This window comes from Croceitalea sp. MTPC6, from assembly GCF_036985525.1.
Lineage (GTDB): Bacteria > Bacteroidota > Bacteroidia > Flavobacteriales > Flavobacteriaceae > Croceitalea.
Window position 1 is genome coordinate 768,258 of record NZ_BTGR01000001.1, and the last position, 20,821, is coordinate 789,078.

At 35.1% G+C, this 20,821-nt stretch carries 15 protein-coding genes; 12 read left to right on the forward strand and 3 right to left on the reverse strand.

What is annotated here, in order from left to right:
- Positions 1–23 precede the first annotated feature (23 nt).
- Positions 24–2,225 (reverse strand): DNA helicase RecQ, encoded by a 2,202-nt coding sequence (gene recQ / locus AACP56_RS03595; protein WP_339333342.1) that lies wholly within the window; start codon positions 2,223–2,225, stop codon positions 24–26.
- 196 nt (positions 2,226–2,421) lie between these two features.
- Between recQ and AACP56_RS03600 the strand changes: the two genes are divergently transcribed.
- Genes AACP56_RS03600 through lptB form a run of 4 tightly spaced genes read left to right on the forward strand, consistent with a single transcriptional unit; the run spans position 2,422 to position 5,361 of the window.
- Complete coding sequence (locus AACP56_RS03600) at positions 2,422–3,387, forward strand: KpsF/GutQ family sugar-phosphate isomerase (RefSeq protein ID WP_339333340.1); 966 nt, start codon at positions 2,422–2,424, stop codon at positions 3,385–3,387.
- A complete protein-coding gene (tatC, locus tag AACP56_RS03605) occupies positions 3,387–4,226 on the forward strand; it encodes a twin-arginine translocase subunit TatC (RefSeq protein ID WP_339333338.1) in 840 nt (279 codons plus the stop codon). The genes AACP56_RS03600 and tatC overlap by 1 nt, the downstream gene beginning before the upstream one ends.
- Entirely contained in the window at positions 4,216–4,566 is a 351-nt protein-coding gene (locus tag AACP56_RS03610; RefSeq protein WP_339333336.1) for a carboxymuconolactone decarboxylase family protein, read from the forward strand. The genes tatC and AACP56_RS03610 overlap by 11 nt, the downstream gene beginning before the upstream one ends.
- A 54-nt stretch (positions 4,567–4,620) precedes the next feature.
- A complete protein-coding gene (lptB, locus tag AACP56_RS03615) occupies positions 4,621–5,361 on the forward strand; it encodes an LPS export ABC transporter ATP-binding protein (protein ID WP_339333334.1) in 741 nt (246 codons plus the stop codon).
- Between the two features lie 54 nt (positions 5,362–5,415).
- On the opposite strand, the gene AACP56_RS03620 is transcribed toward lptB, so the two are convergent.
- Positions 5,416–7,302, reverse strand: coding sequence for a hypothetical protein (locus tag AACP56_RS03620; protein WP_339333331.1), 1,887 nt, complete (start codon positions 7,300–7,302; stop codon positions 5,416–5,418).
- A 544-nt stretch (positions 7,303–7,846) separates the two neighbouring features.
- The gene (locus tag AACP56_RS03625; protein WP_339333329.1) at positions 7,847–8,572 is read right to left on the reverse strand and encodes a CDP-alcohol phosphatidyltransferase family protein; all 726 of its coding nucleotides are present in this window, start codon (positions 8,570–8,572) and stop codon (positions 7,847–7,849) included.
- Between the two features lie 103 nt (positions 8,573–8,675).
- On the opposite strand from AACP56_RS03625, the gene AACP56_RS03630 reads away from it, so the two are divergent.
- The 8 genes from AACP56_RS03630 (at position 8,676) to AACP56_RS03665 (ending at position 20,814) form a co-directional block, all read left to right on the forward strand.
- Positions 8,676–9,845 (forward strand): lipoprotein N-acyltransferase Lnb domain-containing protein, encoded by a 1,170-nt coding sequence (locus tag AACP56_RS03630; RefSeq protein ID WP_339333327.1) that lies wholly within the window; start codon positions 8,676–8,678, stop codon positions 9,843–9,845.
- 25 nt (positions 9,846–9,870) lie between these two features.
- Positions 9,871–11,745, forward strand: a complete 1,875-nt coding sequence (locus AACP56_RS03635) for an ABC-F family ATP-binding cassette domain-containing protein (protein ID WP_339333325.1) — start codon at positions 9,871–9,873, stop codon at positions 11,743–11,745.
- Between the two features lie 3 nt (positions 11,746–11,748).
- Positions 11,749–12,249: a hypothetical protein gene (locus AACP56_RS03640; protein WP_339339830.1), complete on the forward strand. Its 501-nt coding sequence runs from the start codon at positions 11,749–11,751 to the stop codon at positions 12,247–12,249.
- 213 nt (positions 12,250–12,462) lie between these two features.
- Positions 12,463–13,020: a cob(I)yrinic acid a,c-diamide adenosyltransferase gene (locus tag AACP56_RS03645; protein ID WP_339333321.1), complete on the forward strand. Its 558-nt coding sequence runs from the start codon at positions 12,463–12,465 to the stop codon at positions 13,018–13,020.
- Positions 13,021–13,145: 125 nt separating this feature from the next.
- Positions 13,146–13,370, forward strand: a complete 225-nt coding sequence (locus tag AACP56_RS03650) for a DUF2795 domain-containing protein (protein WP_013551418.1) — start codon at positions 13,146–13,148, stop codon at positions 13,368–13,370.
- Positions 13,371–13,507: 137 nt separating this feature from the next.
- Entirely contained in the window at positions 13,508–16,870 is a 3,363-nt protein-coding gene (gene secA / locus AACP56_RS03655; RefSeq protein ID WP_339333319.1) for a preprotein translocase subunit SecA, read from the forward strand.
- 158 nt (positions 16,871–17,028) lie between these two features.
- Complete coding sequence (locus AACP56_RS03660; RefSeq protein ID WP_339333317.1) at positions 17,029–18,246, forward strand: sensor histidine kinase; 1,218 nt, start codon at positions 17,029–17,031, stop codon at positions 18,244–18,246.
- A 51-nt stretch (positions 18,247–18,297) separates the two neighbouring features.
- Positions 18,298–20,814, forward strand: coding sequence for a M14 metallopeptidase family protein (locus AACP56_RS03665; protein WP_339333315.1), 2,517 nt, complete (start codon positions 18,298–18,300; stop codon positions 20,812–20,814).
- Positions 20,815–20,821: the final 7 nt, after the last annotated feature.

The window sequence follows — 20,821 nt, forward strand, 5'->3', positions numbered from 1 at the left end:
AAGTCTTCACTTCGTCTTTTTTATTAATTGGCTACCTCATTTATAAATTTGAGGCGGTATAACCTTAATTCTTCGTCTTCGTACTCGCCTTCAAATTCTTCTATAGCATCATCAATAGAATCAGATTCTGCTTCTAGAAAATAATCATGGATTTCTTCTTGCTGATCTTCATCTAAAACTTCATCGACCCAATAGGCTAGGTTTAATTTTGTGCCGCTAAATACTATCTGCTCCATTTCTTTGATAAGCTGCGGAATCTCTAGACCTTTTGCTGCGGCAATATCATCCAAGGGGAGCTTTCTATCTACATTTTGAATTATATAAAGTTTTAGACCAGAATTAGCGCCCGTACTTTTTACGACCAAATCGTCTGGTCGTGTAATTTCGTTCTCTTCAACATAACTATCTATAAGGGACAAAAATGGCTTTCCATACTTTTTTGCTTTACCCTCGCCTACCCCGTGAATATTTAAAAGTTCTTCCATGGAAATTGGATACTTCAAGGCCATATCGTCCAGTGATGGGTCTTGAAAAACCACAAATGGGGGGACTTCATGTTTTTTAGCTTCTCGCTTCCTTAGGTCTTTCAAGAGCTTTAGGAGGTTTTCATCTGCCACAGCACCACTGGACTTAGCTGCGGTCACAATGGCATCATTATTCTCTTCACTATACACATGGTCTTGTGTCATCATAAAAGATACTGGTTGCTTTAAAAATACGTCCCCAGAATCCGTTACGTGAAGTACTCCATATTGTTCAATTTCCTTTTTTAAAAGTCCTGCAACCAATACTTGGCGTGTTAATGCCATCCAATAGTTTTCATCTTTATCAGCACCACAACCAAAAAACTCTTTTTCATCTGTTTTATGGGAAGAAATCAATGCATTGGTTTTACCTACCAAAGCCTTTACAATCTCCTTGGTCTTAAACTTTTCATTGGTTCCCTTCACCACACTCAACAGTTTGGTCACCTCACTTTTGGCTTCTTCTTTTTTCTTGGGATTACGGGCATTATCATCCATATCCGCTCCTTCACCATTCTCGCCATCATATTCCTCACCAAAATAATGAAGGATAAATTTTCTTCTAGACATTGAAGTCTCTGCATAGGCTACAATTTCTTGTAATAAAGCATTACCTATTTCTTGTTCTGCAACTGGTTTTCCGGACATGAACTTTTCCAACTTTTCCACATCCTTGTATGCATAAAATGCAAGACAATGCCCTTCTCCTCCATCGCGACCTGCCCTTCCAGTTTCTTGATAATAACTTTCAATACTCTTGGGAATGTCATGATGAATCACAAAACGCACATCAGGTTTATCAATGCCCATACCAAATGCAATTGTGGCAACAACCACATCCACGTCTTCCATCAAAAACATATCTTGATATTTAGAGCGTGTTTTAGCATCAAAACCAGCGTGATATGGAACTGCACTAACACCATTTACTTGAAGTGTCTGTGCTAATTCTTCAACACGTTTACGGCTTAAGCAGTAGACGATACCCGACTTACCTTGATTTTGTTTTACGAAACGGATAATATCTGCATCTACATTAGCTGTTTTAGGGCGTACTTCATAAAACAGATTAGGCCTGTTAAACGACGCTTTAAAAACTTTAGCATTTGTCATGCCTAAATTCTTAATAATATCTTCCTGAACCTTGGGAGTTGCCGTAGCAGTCAGTCCTATGATTGGAATGTTTTCTCCCAAACGGTCAATTATGCTTTTTAGATTCCGGTACTCCGGTCTAAAGTCATGCCCCCATTCAGAAATACAATGTGCTTCATCTACTGCAACAAAGGAAATTTTTACTGTTCTTAAAAATTCTACGTATTCTGCTTTGGTCAATGACTCTGGTGCAACATAGAGTAGCTTTGTTACACCATTGGTCATATCTTCCATCACTTGTCTAACCTCAGTTTTTGTCAGCGAAGAATTTAAAACGTGAGCTATGCCATGTTGCGAAGAAACCCCTCTTATAGCATCCACTTGGTTCTTCATCAATGCAATTAAAGGAGAAACCACAATTGCAGTGCCATCTTGCATCAAGGCGGGGAGCTGATAACATAAAGATTTCCCACCACCAGTTGGCATGATGACAAAAGTATCTTTCTGAGCTAGAATGTTCTGAATTACCTGTTCCTGTAATCCCTTAAATTGAGAAAAACCAAAATATTTTTTTAATGAAGAATGTAAATCCAAAGTTGTGAGACTCATTACGAGGGTTCCAATATTTGTCAAATCGGCCAATTAATGTACAGACTTAAAAGGCTATATGTTTTTAAAGAATTCTAATTGCAGGATTCATAATTGCCCCCTACATCACGATTTATAAAATATAGTTTGTTTAATTTTGTATTCTTAAAGATAAGATATTCTTTGAGTAATACAATTAGATAAGCCCAATATTACCTTGAAAAACAACAAGTCAATTTTATCGATTGCAAAGAGAACAATTGAAAACGAAGCTGACGCAATCAAAAATTTGATTTCACAACTTGACTCTCATTTTGAAGAAGCTACAAAATGTATTCTAGAGTCTAAAGGAAGGGTTATTGTTTCTGGTGTAGGCAAGAGTGCAATAATTGCCACTAAAATCTCTGCAACATTTAATTCGACCGGAACTCCTGCAATTTTCATGCATGCTGCTGATGCCATACATGGTGATTTAGGCACTGTGCTTAAGGATGATGTTGTTATTTGTATTTCTAAAAGTGGAAATACGGAAGAAATAAAAATGTTGATTCCTCTTATCAAAAGAGGAAATAATAAATTAATAGGTATTACCGGGAATATGGAATCTGTACTTGCCAAACAAGCAGATTTTGTACTTAATACATTTGTCCATAAGGAAGCTTGTCCAAATAACCTTGCACCAACAACCAGTACAACTGCTCAATTGGTTATGGGTGACGCTTTGGCTATTTCCCTATTGGAATTAAGGGGTTTTAGCAGTTCTGATTTTGCCAAATACCATCCTGGTGGTTCTTTAGGCAAAAAATTATATCTGAGAGTTGATGATATTGTTGGGACCAACCTTAAACCAGAGGTAGATATTAATGCTGATGTTAAGAGAGTAATTGTCGAAATCTCAGAGAAAATGTTAGGTGTAACTGCTGTTATTGAAAACAATAAGGTAGTAGGAGTGGTGACTGATGGTGATATTCGGAGAATGCTTAACAAATATGAAAATATAGGTGGTCTTACCGCAAAAGACATCATGACTTCCAACCCAAAAATTATTGAAGCGGATGTATTAGCTGTAAAAGCTCTAGAAACTATGCAAGATTTAGGCATATCGCAACTTTTAGTACTAAAAGACCAAGAATATGCAGGTGTGGTACATATTCATAATCTCATAAAAGAAGGTATTTTATAATGGCAAAGGTTACAAAGAGTCCAGATGAAATGTCTTTTTTGGACCATTTAGAAGAACTAAGATGGCACTTGATTAGGTCTACCTTGGCTATTGTTATTATAGGCTGTGTTGCTTTTGTAATGAAGGACTTCATTTTTGACACCGTTATTTTTGGCCCAAAAAAAATGGATTTTCCCACCTACAGATTCTTTTGTAGAATAGCTACTTTTTTTGGAATTGATTCAGAATTTTGCGGAGATGAACTACCATTTTCTATTCAAAATAGAACAATGGCAGGTCAGTTTTCTGCACATATCTGGACTTCTATTTGGTCTGGTTTTATTGTTGGATTCCCCTATGTTTTATGGGAACTTTGGCGTTTTATAAGTCCAGGGCTTCGTGATAATGAAAGAAAATATTCCAAAGGGTTTATTTTTGTGGCATCTTGCCTGTTTTTCCTTGGTGTGCTTTTTGGTTACTATGTGGTTGCGCCCCTTTCCATAAACTTTTTAGGTACGTATCAGGTTAGTCAAGAAGTCTCCAATGAAATAGATATTGGCTCCTTTATTGCAAATGTAAGAGCTTCTGTTATTGCATGTGGTATCATGTTTGAGCTTCCCATAATTATCTTCTTTTTAACAAAGGTTGGTTTGGTAACGCCAGAAGTATTAAAAAAATATCGAAAAATTGCTTTGGTGATTGTCTTAATTCTATCGGCAGTTATCACACCACCAGATGTTACTAGTCAAATTGTAGTAGCAATTCCTGTATTACTATTATACCAGGTAAGTATCTACATTTCCAAATTAGTTGTAAAAAGAGAAGCCAAAAAAGAAAAAGAATTAAAAAATGCCAAATAAAGTAGAAGAGTTCAATGCCTACAGGGCTAAAATGAACGATAAGTTACTATCAGAAAATAATAAAGTAATTAAACGCATCTTTAACTTAGATACTAATGCGTTTATGCCGGGAGCTTTAGATGTAAAGACAAAAGAGCTTTTAGGCTTGGTAGCATCTGCAGTTATGCGTTGTGATGATTGTGTAAAATATCATTTAGAAAGCTCCAAAGAACAAGGTGCAAATAAAGATGAGGTTATGGAAACCTTAAGTATAGCCACATTAATTGGAGGCACCATTGTAATTCCCCATTTAAGAAGAGCATATGAGTACTGGGAAGAATTGGAAAATATGAACGCATAAAAAAATCACAAAGACTCATTTGTTAAAACAGATTATGTTTAGATTTGGCTCCTAATGAAACTACGCGCTGAAAACATAATGAAGTCCTATAGGGGTCGAAAAGTGGTCAAAGGAATTTCTTTAGAAGTAAACCAAGGGGAAATTGTTGGGCTTCTTGGTCCAAACGGAGCTGGTAAAACCACTTCTTTCTATATGATTGTTGGGCTTATTAAACCAAATGGTGGTAATATCTATTTGGATGATATGGAAATTACCAATTTCCCTATGTACAAAAGAGCGCAAAATGGAATAGGTTATTTGGCACAAGAAGCTTCTGTTTTTAGAAAGCTGAGTATTGAAAAAAATATTTTGAGTGTGTTACAAACTACCAGGCTTTCCAAAAAAGAGCAGCACATGAAAATGGAATCCCTTATAGATGAATTTGGATTGGGGCATATTCGTAAAAGTCGTGGTGACTTACTTTCTGGCGGTGAACGAAGACGTACAGAAATTGCAAGAGCATTGGCCACTGACCCTAAATTTATTCTTTTAGATGAGCCTTTTGCTGGTGTAGACCCTGTTGCTGTGGAAGATATACAGCGTATTGTAGCGCAGTTAAAAGACAAGAACATAGGAATCTTAATTACGGATCATAACGTACAAGAAACTTTAGCAATTACTGAGCGTTCTTATCTGATGTTTGAAGGTGGAATCTTAAAAGCTGGTATCCCAGAAGATTTAGCACAGGACGAAATGGTACGCCAGGTTTATTTAGGGCAGAATTTTGAGCTTCGCAAAAAGAAGTTGGATTTTTAATAGTATCATCCGAACAGACTGATTAAAACAACCCTCGTTTTTTAGATAACATCATTAATCTAAATTAATTGTTCTTATTGCAGAAAACAATCTGCCATCCAACCCCATTCCTTCAACAAAAAAAGTGGCTTCACTAAGACCTGTTTTAGGTATTTTAAAAATAACCTCTGAAGATGTATGGGTTGATAAATTAGATTCCCAGTGAATAACTCCATAATCCCTAAAAGAAGAGTTTTGAGTGGTCAGATAGGTAGGCGAATAAAACTCTTTGTAAGGCTCAAATCCTTTCTTAAAAATATATTCATAAAACTTTTTATTAGAAAAATCCAACTCCTGACCGCCCAAGTCATTATATCTTGCCTTTGTATAGATTCTAATCACTCCACCACCAGCGCCAGCACCCCCATTACCAGACCTATCTATGTAATAACTTTCTATATTGGCCGTGCCGATATCATTTAAAATGTCAAAGTCAGGTTGTTGGACATCATCAACATATAAAACAGGGGGAGGAAATTTATTATCAAAGCTTAATGGTATTTTTGTTGAAATAGAAACTTGAGGAGGAGGTGATGTCGGGTAAACAATAACTTTAAATCCTCTTGAACGAACGATATCAACAAAATTTGGATACATTTTTGTTGTAGCTTTAGTCACTTTTTTCAACTTATTATCAAAAATTGTCTTAGAAGAGAATTCTCTTCTTTTATAACTTTCGGTCACTACTACCTCATCAAGTTTTATTGTGTTATCAGGTACTAAAAGGTCTTTAACAATAAAATTTTCATAAGTTTTGGGTAGTTTATGGATTTTTTGTCTTATTTCTGTATCAATACTATCCACAAAATTCCCATCTTTAACAACTAAATTTATTTGTGGCCTACTTAATTCTCCAAAACCATCAAATAACGAAAAACTAAGTTTTGTGCCTTTTTCTACGAAATAACTTTGTAGATTAAAGTTTTGTTTATTGTCTGGTAAATCAACAACAAATGGAGAATTATTCAACTCATCTTGAAAGTAAATCAGTTTACTTTTTTTTCTCAATTTCGAATTTACTGTACCAACTGCTGAAATTCCCCTTTCAAAAGCAAACTTTTTCTTTGGTGGGTTTTTCATCATATCTTGCCATTCATACTTAGACCATCCTTGAGTCAACAATAATAAATCGAGTTCATTTTCTTTCTTTTTCGAAAAATCCCTAAAATAATATGAAGGGTTTTCAATATGCCCTTTTAGATAGGGTTTTAGTAAAAAAGCACTTAAAATATTGTCTTCGTGATTATAACTCTTAGTATTTTTCGGTAGTACAGAGACACTAAAATTATTATCCGTGTTCTTACTCATAGATTTTAAAACAAACGCTATTGAATCTTTATCAGAAGATAGTTTAAAAAGTCTTATTCTATCTTTGTTCAATCCGTTCATATTAAACAGCATTCTTTCTAACATCGGTCTACCATTTTCGTCAAGTAGTGTAAGAATGTTTACCCCATCTGTTAATTCATGCTTATCCAACAAAATAGAGGTATAATTTTTATTAGCAGGAAAAGTCACCTCCAACTTTTTCAAAAGACCATCACGATGGATGTATAGATGAAAAAGTTTATTTGAGTATTCTCTCTTAAAAGATTCATTAGCTCCTAGAACAATTAATAATCTTTCTTTTTTAATATGACTAATGGTAATGTTTATTCCTCTTCCATTAGCTATTGGAAGTAAAAACTCTCTTTTAATCTTATCGCCAGAAACTATTTCTGCGTAATATTCATTACCTAATTCAGGAGTTAGTTCTACTTTAGCATGGCCAAATCTTTTTGTTTCAATTTTGGTGATTGAATCACCATTTTTATTTCTAATTATAGCCGTTACTCCTTCAACACCCATACCCATTCCATTTAATACTTTAACACCTAAAACATTTCTAATTCCTGCAACCAAATGACCACCTTCTGGAAGAAACTGAATATCATAATCCCATAGTTTTTTTGGTCTTACAAGCTTGTGGGTATTATCGAGTACCGAAATCATTTGAACAAACGAATCATCTTCTTTAAAATTCCTCATCCAATTCGTTCCAGCTTTGATGTAATATTCTCCAGCAGAATAAGTTGAATCGAGTTCAATCATGCCCTGTGTTTGGCCATTTTTTGCTAAAAAAAGTTTTTTTTCTTTCAGTATTCCTTTTGAATCATAAATTCCCACATGTATATTAGATGTAAGAAGGAAAGGCTTTCTTTTTTGTCGATTGTAGATATATCCCTTAAACCATATATTCTCCCCAACCACATAATCGCTTTTATTTAAATGTAAGTAAACAGATTCCCTAGGCAGTCCAAAATAACTGCTAAAGTTTTGCTTAATCTCATTATCCAAAAAAAAATTCTTTTGGGCACAAATAGAGTTTGTAAGAACTAATAAAATTATAACAATCAAAGCCTTTTTTTTATTTGAAAACAGCATGGTTCTTTGATAAAATAAAATGTTAAACCCTTTTAGAAGAAGTCAATGATGCGAAAATATATAAGGCTATTACCAACGGTATTGCTAAAAACTTCACAGTCAACAATAAAACCAGACTCGCGACAAGAAATAGATATTTAATTCCATTTTCTTTAAAACCGTAGTTTTTAAACTTAAAAGAAAACAATTCAATCCTAGAGTTTAATAAAAAGGCACTTAACAATGTTAATCCAATTAAAAACCATTGATTCAGAATGATTTCATTCAAAAAATCATTGTTTTGGTAGAGTAAAATCAAAGGAAGCGATAGTATTAAAAGTGCATTAGCGGGAGTAGGGAGTCCTATGAAAGAAGACACCTGATTTTCATCTACATTAAACTTTGCCAACCTATAGGCAGAAGCCATGGTAATTATAAACCCAAAAAGCGGGAGAATCCCAACTTCTGTATGAGTACCCAATAAGTCAAGATTCCAACCACCTCTTCTGGACATGTTTAATAACTGAAACATAACGATACCAGGTACTAACCCACTTGTAATCATATCGGCCAAGGAGTCCAATTGTACGCCCAGTTCACTTCTAACGTCCAATAAACGAGCTGCTAAGCCATCAAAAAAATCAAAAAAAATCCCTAAAAAAACAAAAACAGCAGCAAATTCCAGTTGATTTAAAACAGCAAATACAGTGGCAACACATCCGCTAAAAACATTGAGTAACGTAATAAAGTTTGGAATATGTTGCTTCATGTAAAATCTGTTTTCGTAAAAATAAGCTAAAAATCCAATTTTCTATTTGCTATTTATACGTGTACAGGTTTTTATTTTGATATTTGCCATTGCATATCTCACTATGAAATTAAAATCATTTTTAGTGTTTTTTGTTTTGAATATAGCCCATGGGTTATTTTCACAAACTCCACAATTAACAGAAAAAGCTCAAATCAGTATTCTAACCTGTGCCACCGGAAATGAATTGTTTTCCTCATTTGGGCATACGGCAATAAGGGTACAAGATGCTGCTCTGGGTGTTGACGTAGTATACAACTATGGAACTTTTGATTTTAACAAGCCAAATTTCTATCTGAATTTTGCAAAGGGCAAATTAATTTACTCCCTCTCAAGAAGACGATTTGAAAATTTTCTTTTTGATTATGAATTAGAAAGACGATGGGTAAAAGAACAGATTTTAAGCTTAACCAATGGAGAAGTAAACCAACTTTTCCGATTTTTAGAAGAAAACTACTTGCCAGAAAATAGAGATTATTTTTATGATCCATTATTCAATAACTGTTCAACTATTGTTGGGGATATATTGGAGAAAGAATTTGAGGGGCAAATTGTATTTAGCGATTCCCATCTAAAAAAGAAATATACTTTTAGAGAGATGGTAAGACAGTATCTACCCTTAAATTCTTGGGGAGCATTTGGTATTGATTTAGCTTTTGGAGGTGTTACGGATAGAAAAGCAACGCTTAGGGAACACATGTTTCTTCCATACTATGCTATGTACCAGCTGGAAAATACTTCAAAAGCGGGAGAGCCACTTGTAGAAAGAACACGTACAATTTTAAATTATCCTGAAGATTCTGGAAATGACCAAGACTCCTTACTGACATCTCCCCTATTTTGGTTTATGTTATTGTTAGCCTTTGTAATTTCCATCACAATTTTAGATTATAAGCACAAAGGGCATAATACTTGGTTGGATTTTGTCCTCTTCTTTATTTCAGGTGCTGCGGGTTTGTTAATTCTATTATTATGGCTAGCTACGGACCACGTAGTTACTGGTAAGAACTTTAATTTTTTATGGCTAATGCCTTTCAACCTTTTTGTTGCATTCAAGCTTCTTTCAAAAAAAGAAATGCCTGTTTGGCTTTCCAAGTATTTATGGTTTGCACTAGCATCTCTAGTTGTTGTTCTTATTATATGGATTTTTAAAATTCAGGTGTTATCACCTTTAAACGTTCCTTTAATGCTTGCTTTAGCAGTACGCTATTTGTTCTTGCTAAAGAAAATTTAGTTATTCAATCATATAATAACCTTTTATGAACCTACTTACTGTAGAAAATATTTCAAAATCATATGGTGAGTTGGTATTATTTTCTGATATATCCTTCGGAATCAATAAGGGACAAAAAATTGCTTTGATTGCCAAAAATGGGAGTGGAAAAACATCTATTTTAAACATAATTTCAAGGAAAGACACAACTGAAACTGGTCAAATTACCTCAAGAAAAGGGATTAAAATTTCTTTTCTAGAACAGGAGCCGGATTTAAATCCAAAATTGACGGTTGAAGAAACTATTTTTGATTCTGGAAATGAAGTTCTTGGAGTAATTTCTAAGTATGAAAAAGCAGTTCAAAATCCAAATGATCAAGATGCCTATCAAAATGCTTTTGAAGCAATGGAACGTCTAAATGCTTGGGATTTTGAAACACAATACAAACAGATACTCTTTAAACTAAATCTGACCGAATTAAATTCAAAAGTTGGTGTATTATCAGGAGGGCAAAAAAAACGTTTGGCACTTGCCAATGCTTTAATCAACAAACCAGATTTGTTGATTTTAGACGAACCTACCAACCACTTGGATTTGGAAATGATTGAATGGTTGGAAGAATTTTTTAAAAGAGAAAGCATTACCCTTTTTATGGTTACACATGATCGTTATTTTTTGGAACGGGTGTGCAATGAAATTATAGAATTGGACAACAATCAACTTTACAGCTATAAAGGAAACTATTCCTACTATTTAGAGAAAAGGGATGCGAGATTGGAACGTGAGGCTGTTGAGCAGCATAAAAACAAAATCTTGTTCAAAAAAGAATTGGATTGGATGCGCCGCCAACCTAAAGCCCGTACCACAAAATCAAAGTCAAGAATTGATGGTTTTCATGAGATAAAAGCAAGGGCCAATAAACGTAGAACTGACCATGAAGTCCAATTAGAACTTAATATGGAGCGATTGGGAAGTAAAATTGTAGAACTCCATAATATCTCAAAAGCCTATGGAGATAAAACAATGCTCCACAAGTTCGATTATAGTTTTACCAAAGGAGAACGTATTGGCATCATAGGGAAAAATGGAACAGGCAAATCAACCTTTCTAAATGTTTTAACTGGTGGTGAATCTATAGATTCAGGGAAAATTGTTATTGGGGATACCATAAAGTTTGGCTACTATACCCAAAAGGGAATTCAGCCAAAGGAAGGACAAAAAGTCATTGAAGTGATTAAGGAATTTGGTGATTTTATTCCATTGAAAAAAGGACGACAAATCTCTGCACAACAACTTTTAGAACGTTTCCTATTCGACAGAAAAAAACAGTATGATTTTGTGGAAAAACTGAGTGGTGGTGAACGTAAACGATTGTATTTATGCACAGTGCTTATTCAGAACCCAAATTTTCTAATCTTGGATGAGCCAACTAATGATCTGGACATTGTTACACTTAATGTTCTAGAAAGCTTTCTATTGGATTTCCCTGGATGCCTTATTGTGGTCTCTCACGACAGGTATTTTATGGACAAGATTGTGGACCATCTTTTTATATTTAAAGGCGATGGTGTTATAGAAAATTTTCCGGGTAATTATTCAGATTATAGAACTTATGAAAATAGTAAGATACTTGAAGAAAGAGAGGAAAAAGCCAATACAGAAAAAGTAGAGAAGACCAACTGGAAAGAAAAAGAAACTTCAAACAAACTATCCTATAATGAACAAAAAGAGTATAACAAACTTGAAAAAGAAATCCAGAAATTAGAAGAACAAAAGGTTAAAATTCAAAGAAAATTTACTGAGGAAGATCTTTCTGGTGAAGAAATCAACACCCTTTCTATTGAACTTGGTGAGTTGGATGCCAAGATTGAAGAAAAAACAGAACGTTGGTTTGAATTGGGTTCAATTGCAGAGAATTAAAGTATGTTTTTTAGACTAAAATCATATTTCAAATTCCTATTGAAATCCACTAATGAACATGGTATACACTCCCCTTTTATTTTTAAGTATCTAACAAATTGTCTTTACAAAAAACCAAGAAAATCAACAGATAAAACCCTTGATATATTACTTAAAAGCATAGCTTACTTTCAGTTTAAAAATGTAGTTATAGATGATAATTCTTTATACAAAGAAGCTATGTTAGAAAACTTTCCAAACCTAACATCAAATCCTACTAAGACAGACTTAATACTTTACAATAGTGCCAAAAAAATAAAATCATCTTCTTTTTTCTCAGAATATCAACTACACAATAGCAGTCTAATTCTTGTCAAGAACATTCATGGTAGTCCACTGGAATACTCCAATTGGTGCAATCTCATTAAATCAGAAAAAGTTACGGTCAGTATAGATATGTTTTATTGTGGGGCATTATTTATTCGAAAAGAACAACAAAAGCAACATTTCACCATCCGGATATAATGCAGTAATTTTAAGACAAAGTATTCTTTAATGGAAGGGAATTTAATCTATTATATTCTGGGAGTTTTAGCTATTATATATTTGGCGATTCTGGCCAAAAATAGGCGGAGCAAGCGAGAACGAAAGTCTCGAAAATTTATGGATGGAAAGAGAAAACACGACAATAAAAAATAGCGCTGATTATTTACAACTGCTAATTGACTTTTGAAAGACATGAAAATTTACACCAAAACCGGCGATAAGGCCACTACATCCCTTTTTACAGGCACTAGAGTACCAAAGCACCATATTCGCATAGAAAGTTATGGCACCCTAGACGAATTAAATTCTTTTTTAGGTTTATTAAGAGACCAAGAAATGGATTCAAATTCAAAAGAGGTCTTGGCCACGATTCAAGATAAGCTCTTCACCTTAGGAGCAATATTGGCCACAGAACCAAAAAAAGACAATCGTTTAAAAATACCGAGAATTGCTATCAAGGACATTGAGCTTTTGGAGAGTGAAATTGATAAAATGAATGAAGAACTCCCTGAAATGACTCATTTTATACTTCCTGGCGGTCATACTACAGTGTCATACTGTCATGTAGCACGTACCACTTGTAGGCGCGCCGAGCGAATGATATCGTATTTGAACGAAAACGAGCCTGTATCAGATACCGTACTTTCCTATATAAATAGGCTTTCGGACTACCTTTTCGTATTGGCACGAAAGTTGTCAAAAGATTTAAAAGTCAAAGAAGTCAAGTGGGTCCCTGAAAAATTGGACTAATAAAAAGCTTTTTTCTGCGTTACAGAATAACGAATTGAAAATATTTTTTTAAATAAATAGAAAATTGCTTGGCTATTTGGGTTTAAAAATTATTTTTGCAAAAAATTTAAAATCAAACCATTACTATGTACTGGACATTAGAATTAGCTTCATATTTAAGTGATGCGCCTTGGCCAGCCACCAAAGACGAATTAATAGATTATGCCATTAGAACTGGAGCTCCATTGGAAGTTGTAGAAAACTTACAATCCATGGAGGAAGAAGGTGGTGAAATTTATGAGTCCATAGAGGAAATTTGGCCCGACTATCCCACCGAGGAAGACTACCTCTGGAATGAGGATGAGTATTAATTTCAAAACAAACAAAACCCTATAGAAAAGCCTCATTTTGAGGCTTTTTTTATGTAATTTTGGCAGCCTTACTATTAAGTTTTAGCCGTTCCAAACTATGGAATAGCTTTTGCTCAATTAAACAAAAAAATCACCTAATGAGTATTTTAAATTCTGTATTAAAGGTTTTTGTAGGAGATAAATCGGAGAAAGATGTAAAATCTATGCAGCCCTTGGTCAAAAAGATAAAATCATTTGAGCAAGAATTAGAAGCTATAAGTAATGATGAACTTCGTCAAAAAACAATTTCTTTCAAAGCAAGGATTCAAGAAAATTGCAAAGACATAAATGATAAAATTACGAAGTTAAAAGAAGAGGTAGACGCATCTACAGATATTGATAGAAACGAAGACATTTATGCGGAGATTGATAAACTTAATGAAGATGCCTATAAAATTTCTGAGGACACACTAAATGAAATTCTCCCCGAAGCATTTGCCGTTGTAAAAGAAACCGCAAAACGTTTCGCCAGTAATGATACACTTACTGTCACTGCCAGTGAATATGATAGATCTCTTTCTGGCGAGGCAGATTATGTGACTTTAGAAGGCGATAATGCAATTTGGAAAAACTCTTGGGATGCAGCTGGCAAAGAAGTCACTTGGGACATGATTCATTATGATGTACAACTTATTGGAGGTATTGCACTACATCAAGGTAAAATTGCAGAGATGCAAACAGGTGAGGGTAAAACCTTAGTTGCCACACTACCTTTATATTTAAATGCACTTTCAGGTAAAGGTGCTCACTTGGTAACTGTAAACGATTACTTGGCAAAACGTGATAGTGCTTGGATGGCACCAATTTTTCAATTCCACGGACTAACTATCGATTGTATAGATAAGCATCAGCCAAACTCTGATGGAAGAAGAAAAGCATATAATGCGGATATCACTTACGGTACAAATAACGAGTTTGGTTTTGATTACCTAAGGGATAATATGGCGCATACACCAGGAGATTTGGTACAAAGACCACATCACTACGCCATTGTGGATGAGGTAGATTCAGTTTTGATAGATGATGCCCGTACTCCATTGATTATTTCTGGCCCAGTTCCTGAAGGCGATAGACATGAGTTTAACGAACTAAAACCAAAAGTTGCTGACATTGTCCAGAGACAACGTCAACATTTAACTGGAGTTCTAGCCGAAGCCAAAAAATTAATTGCAGCTGGTGACACCAAAGAAGGAGGTTTTTTATTGTTACGAGTACATCGGGGGCTACCAAAAAACAAAGCACTTATCAAGTTTTTGAGTGAAGAAGGCGTAAAACAGTTGCTGCAGAAAACTGAGAATTTCTACATGCAGGATAACAACCGTGAAATGCCCAAGGTTGATGAAGACCTGTTGTTCACTATTGAAGAAAAGAACAACCAAATTGAACTTACCGATAAGGGTATCGATTATATTTCAGGCGATATGGACAAAGAATTCTTTGTTATGCCAGATATTGGTGGTGAGATTGCAAAAATTGAAAACCAAGATTTAGAAATTGAAAAAGAGGCCGAACTAAAAGAAGAGCTTTTTAAGGAGTTTGCTGTAAAAAGTGAGCGTATACATACCATGAGCCAACTGTTAAAGGCTTATACCCTGTTTGAAAAAGATGTGGAATACGTGGTTATGGACAATAAGGTAATGATTGTTGATGAGCAAACAGGACGTATAATGGATGGTCGTCGCTATTCTGACGGACTGCACCAAGCAATCGAAGCTAAGGAAAATGTAAAAATTGAGGCATTGACCCAAACTTTTGCTACGGTAACACTCCAAAACTACTTTAGAATGTACAACAAGCTTTCGGGTATGACAGGTACTGCTGTAACCGAAGCTGGTGAATTCTGGGAAATCTATAAATTGGACGTAGTAGAAATCCCAACAAATCGTCCTATTGCCCGTGACGATAGAAACGATTTAATTTATAAGACTAAGCGTGAAAAATATAACGCTATTATCGATGAAGTAACAGAACTATCTAAAGCTGGAAGACCTGTATTGATAGGCACAACATCAGTAGAAATCTCCGAACTGCTCTCTAAATTATTGAGTGTTCGTAAGATTCCCCATAATGTATTAAATGCGAAACTTCATAAAAAAGAAGCAGATGTCGTTGCGGAAGCTGGTCAAGGAGGTATTGTTACCATTGCAACCAATATGGCAGGTCGTGGTACAGATATTAAGCTTTCTCCCGAGGTTAAAGCCGCAGGTGGTTTAGCAATTGTTGGTACAGAAAGACATGATTCTAGGCGTGTGGATAGACAGTTACGTGGTCGTTCTGGGCGTCAAGGAGACCCTGGAAGCTCACAATTCTATGTTTCCTTAGAAGACAACTTAATGCGTTTGTTCGGTTCGGATAGAGTTGCTAAGATGATGGATAGAATGGGGCTAGAAGAAGGTGAGGTAATACAACATTCCATGATGACCAAATCCATTGAGCGGGCACAAAAGAAAGTAGAGGAAAACAACTTTGGTATTCGTAAGCGTTTATTGGAATATGATGATGTGATGAATGCCCAACGTGAAGTGGTCTACAAAAGAAGACGCCACGCCTTGCAAGGGGAACGCCTTAAAGTAGATATCGCAAATATGGTTTACGATACTTGTGAGGTTATCTCTGAAACCAATAAAATGGCGGACGATTTCAAGAATTTTGAGTTTGAACTCATCAAATATTTTTCTATCACTTCACCAGTATCAGAGGGGGAGTTTGGTAGCATGGGCTTCCAAGAAATTGCAAATAGGGTTTATAAAGAAGCTTATGAGCATTATAAACAAAAGATGGAGCGTAGCGCTACGACTGCCTTCCAAGTCATCAAAAAAGTATATGAAGATCAAACCAATAAATTTGAAAGAATCGTTGTACCATTCACGGATGGTATCAAATCTCTAAATGTTGTTACCAACCTAAAAGATGCTTACGAAAGTAATGGGAAGCAGTTGGTAACAGACTTTGAAAAGAATATTACACTTGCCATAATAGATGACTCTTGGAAAACCCATTTGCGTAAAATGGACGAGTTAAAGCAATCCGTGCAGTTGGCAGTACATGAACAGAAAGACCCATTGCTCATATACAAGTTTGAAGCTTTCGAGCTTTTTAAAAATATGATTGATAAGGTGAATAAAGAAGTAATCTCTTTTCTATTTAAAGGAGAACTGCCCACTGAAAACACCAATCAAATTCAAGAAGCTAGAAACGTAAGAAGACCTAAAGAAAAATTACAGATTTCAAAAGAAGAAATTCCCAATAGCGATGAGTTGGCCGCTCAAAATCGGGCTGCAGGTCAAAATCAAGGCCAAAGACCTCAAAAAACTGAAACTATTGTCCGGGAAAGACCAAAAATTGGCAGAAACGAGCGTGTTACGATTAAAAATGTTATGTCTGGTGAAAGCAAAACAGTAAAGTACAAACAGGCAGAGCCCCTGATTGATAAAGGGGAATGGGTCTTAATTGAAGATTAAGTAGCCTCAAATTAGAAAGAATGTTAAATTACGGCAACCAAATTTAGGTTGTCGTTTTTGATTATGTAGTAAAACATATTTAGATTTACATTACCAATATACCCCCAAACCTATAGTTATGGTTCTTTTTTGAACCTAATGAAAATAACCAATTTAGCATGAACATTCCAACTAAGGACAGTTATCGATTGCAAGACAAGACCCAGTTGGTTTTGAAAGTAAATTACTTCGCTTGCCTTTTTTCCTTAGTTTTTGGGCTTATCTGTTACATCTTGCTAGATGTAAGAGGTGTAGTTCCATATTCATTTTTTGCGTTTGCCGTTCTCAACCTTATTAATACCCTTTTACTCAAAACACATAACAGCCTCACACTTACCTACAACATCACTTCTATTTTGGCCATGGTGTGTAGTATAATCATCACCTTATTTAGTGGTGGGATTAGAAGTCCGTTCATTTTTGTTTTGGCAATTGTTGTTTTTGCAGGCTATGTGACCACAAAAGTCTATGGCAAAATATACCTCATTATAAACTTACTTTTAGTAGCACTTATTTTTTTGCACGATGTAAGTGGTCTTAACCATACACACGATACAATTCCTGAGTGGGCCAAAGATTGGTTCGCCTTTCTGAGTATCCTATTTGCTGTTTATCTGTTGGGTGGAGTTTTTGGACGTAACCTGCTTAAGGCGCACCATAAACTATACAAATCGAGAAGAGAAGTTCAAGCTCGTATTGAAGAAAAAGAAACCTTATTAAAGGAGGTACACCATAGAGTCAAAAATAACCTTCAAACGGTCTCTAGTCTTTTAAGTCTTCAATCTAGGTCCATCGAAGACCAAAAAATTAGCAGTATCATTAAGAGTAGTCAAAATAGGGTGGTTTCAATGGCAATGGTACATGAAATGCTCTACAAAAGAGATGATTACCTTTCGAAAATAGAACTAAAGCCTTATGTTGAAGAATTATGTGAATACTTGATTCGCTCTATCAAAGGCAACAGTAACAATATAGGCTTAAAACTAGATATTGCAGATATCAAGTTGAGTATAGATACCGTTATTCCTCTAGGTCTTATTATAAACGAGACGGTCACAAATGCCTTAAAATATGGTATTACTGAAGATGCCAAAGGAGAGATACTTGTTAAGTTAAATGAAACCAGTGGAAATAAGTACGAATTGTATCTTGGTGATAATGGAGTAGGTTTTCCAGAGAATGTAAACCCTGAAAACTCTAAATCTCTTGGTTTGAAGCTCATTCACAATTTATCCCGCCAACTTAGGGGTACCATTGAGCGTGATTCTGTCTCAAAAGGCACTTATTACCGTATCGTTTTTGAAGAAATTATAGAAGAGTTTAATTCCGTGGACTAACTGGTTTTGTTTTTTTATCTTTAAAGGATAACTAAAAATGGGACCAACCAAATGTTCAAGAAACTTCTTCTTGTAGCACTATGTTTTAGTGGTACAATTTCAGCTCAAGATTACTTTTTCGAAAAATTCCATCCCTTTAATAAAGATATTCCAACCCCCGAAGCCTTTTTAGGTTATGGCATTGGAGAACATCACACAAGGCACGATTTAATAGTAAATTACCTGACCAAGCTAGCAGAAATTTCTGATCGAGCCAGTATTTACGAATACGGAAAAACCCATGAAGGTAGAAAGCTGGTTATCCTAACGGTTTCGACTCCAGAGAACAGTAGAAATCTTGACACTCTCAAAGAACAACATCTAGCTTTTACAGACCCTTCAAAATCGCCTACAAATTATAATGATGTACCAATATTCATTAATCTAGGTTATAATGTTCATGGTAATGAGCCTTCAAGTTCAGAAGCTGCATTATTAACCACTTATACTTTGGTTGCATCCGAAAATCCAGAGATTCTTAACTATTTAAAGAATTCAGTCATTTTTATAGATCCAACCATAAATCCTGATGGTCGTGATAGACATACACAATGGGCAAATATGTACCAAGGCAATCCTCTGGTTGCCGATCCTCAAGATGCTGAACATAATGAGTACTGGCCCATGGGACGGACCAATCATTATTGGTTTGACTTAAACCGTGATTGGTTGTTGGGTATAAATCCAGAAAGTAGAGGAAAATTAACTTGGTACCACGAATGGTATCCTAACGTTGTGACTGATTTTCATGAAATGGGTACTCAAAGCTCGTATTTTTTTGAACCCATGAAAACCAACGGTTCTCTAAACCCTATTATGCCAAAGGAAAACTATGAAGATTTGAATAATCTTTTTGGCGATTATTTTTCAAAAGCACTGGATAGTATCGGCTCTTTTTATTTTACAAAAGAAGTGTTTGATGGCACATATCCCGGATATGGTTCTTCCTATCCAGATTTACAAGGTGGTTTAGGGCTTCTTTTTGAACAGGCTAGCTCTAGAGGGCATAAGCAAACAACGGCGTTTGGAGAGATTACATTTCCTTTCACCATCAGAAACCAATATATCTCAAGCATCACTACTGTAAAAGCTGCAGTAGAAAATAAAGCTTACCTAAGAGAGTATCAACAAAAATTCTTTAAGAGTGCTTTGAGTAATTCTACAAAATCAAAAATAAGGGGATATTCTTTTAAAGATGATTATGATAAAAACAGAGTGAAAGCCTTTATAGATAAGCTTTTGTTGCATAAAATAGATGTGTATGAATCTGGAGATAGTTATATAGTACCCACTAAACAACCGCAATACAGAATGGTGCAAACTATGTTTGAGACTTACAGTAAATATCAAGACAGTGTTTACTATGATGCTTCTGCATGGTCTGTAGCCAACTTCTATAACATGAAATATAAACCGGTAACAAATCTAAATTTAGGAACTAAAATTACCACAACCAAGGGCCTAGTCAAATTAAATACAGTTCAAAAATCAGACTACGCATATATTATTGATTATGATGATTACAATGCTACTGCCGTACTAAACCACCTTCAAACCAACGGTGTTAAAGTCTCATCTGCATTTAAACCATTTACAGTAAAGACCACTAATGGGACAGTTTCATTTAATTACGGTGCGTTGGTTGTTCCTGTTAGTCTTCAGAAAAAAGATTCAAACGAAATTTATGCTTTGATTCAAAGAGCGCAAAAGAAATACGAAATACCAACTTATGCGGTTGCTACTGGTTATAGTTTAAAAGGAATAGATTTAGGCAGCAGGTATGTTTCTCCCATTACCAAACCAAAAGCAGCTATGTTAATAGGTAATGGAGTGCGTTCCTATGAAGCTGGTGAAGTTTGGCATCTATTGGACACTCGTGTACATATGCCCATCACAAAAATTCCAGTGCGTAATTTTAATCGTATCGATTTTGACAAATACAACACTTTTGTCATGGTCTCTGGAAGATATAACTTGACCATTAAGCAACAAAATAGAATTAAAGATTGGATAAGTAAAGGAAATACCTTGATAACTATAGGCTCGGCCTCTAAATGGGCAATTGATAAAAACCTGGTAAAAGAAAAATTAATTAAATCTGTTGATAAGGATTCCACTGCCATAGTAGATAGAAAACCATATGTGGATGCTCCAGAAAATTTAGGCAAAGAAAGTGTTGGAGGAGCTATTTTTAGAGTCGATTTAGACGTTACCCATCCCCTTGCATTTGGGTATCGCGATTCTCAAATTCCCGTTTACAAAAATAATTCTATCTGGTTATCACCTAGCAAGAACGAGTATGCTACGGTTGCAAAATATGCTAAAAACTCACATATAGATGGGTTTATAACTGAAAAGAACAAAGAAGAATTTTTAAAGCCTTCAGCATCCTTATTGGTAAGTAAAGTAGGCTCAGGTAGAGTGGTATTATTTGCAGACAATCCTAATTTTAGAGGTTCTTGGTACGGCACCAATAGATTGTTTCTAAATGCACTCTTTTTAGGTGATAAAATTAGAGTTCCAGAATAATCAACTG

Excerpts from the sequence above, each read along its gene's own strand:
- lptB (WP_339333334.1), top strand. The coding sequence starts at position 4,621 with ATGAAACTACGCGCTGAAAACATAATGAAGTCCTATAGGGGTCGAAAA.
- tatC (WP_339333338.1), top strand. The coding sequence starts at position 3,387 with ATGGCAAAGGTTACAAAGAGTCCAGATGAAATGTCTTTTTTGGACCAT.
- secA (WP_339333319.1), top strand. The coding sequence starts at position 13,508 with ATGAGTATTTTAAATTCTGTATTAAAGGTTTTTGTAGGAGATAAATCG.
- AACP56_RS03625 (WP_339333329.1), bottom strand. The coding sequence starts at position 8,572 with ATGAAGCAACATATTCCAAACTTTATTACGTTACTCAATGTTTTTAGC.
- AACP56_RS03630 (WP_339333327.1), top strand. The coding sequence starts at position 8,676 with ATGAAATTAAAATCATTTTTAGTGTTTTTTGTTTTGAATATAGCCCAT.
- AACP56_RS03665 (WP_339333315.1), top strand. The coding sequence starts at position 18,298 with ATGTTCAAGAAACTTCTTCTTGTAGCACTATGTTTTAGTGGTACAATT.
- AACP56_RS03645 (WP_339333321.1), top strand. The coding sequence starts at position 12,463 with ATGAAAATTTACACCAAAACCGGCGATAAGGCCACTACATCCCTTTTT.
- AACP56_RS03650 (WP_013551418.1), top strand. The coding sequence starts at position 13,146 with ATGTACTGGACATTAGAATTAGCTTCATATTTAAGTGATGCGCCTTGG.
- AACP56_RS03635 (WP_339333325.1), top strand. The coding sequence starts at position 9,871 with ATGAACCTACTTACTGTAGAAAATATTTCAAAATCATATGGTGAGTTG.
- recQ (WP_339333342.1), bottom strand. The coding sequence starts at position 2,225 with ATGAGTCTCACAACTTTGGATTTACATTCTTCATTAAAAAAATATTTT.
- AACP56_RS03660 (WP_339333317.1), top strand. The coding sequence starts at position 17,029 with ATGAACATTCCAACTAAGGACAGTTATCGATTGCAAGACAAGACCCAG.
- AACP56_RS03640 (WP_339339830.1), top strand. The coding sequence starts at position 11,749 with ATGTTTTTTAGACTAAAATCATATTTCAAATTCCTATTGAAATCCACT.
- AACP56_RS03610 (WP_339333336.1), top strand. The coding sequence starts at position 4,216 with ATGCCAAATAAAGTAGAAGAGTTCAATGCCTACAGGGCTAAAATGAAC.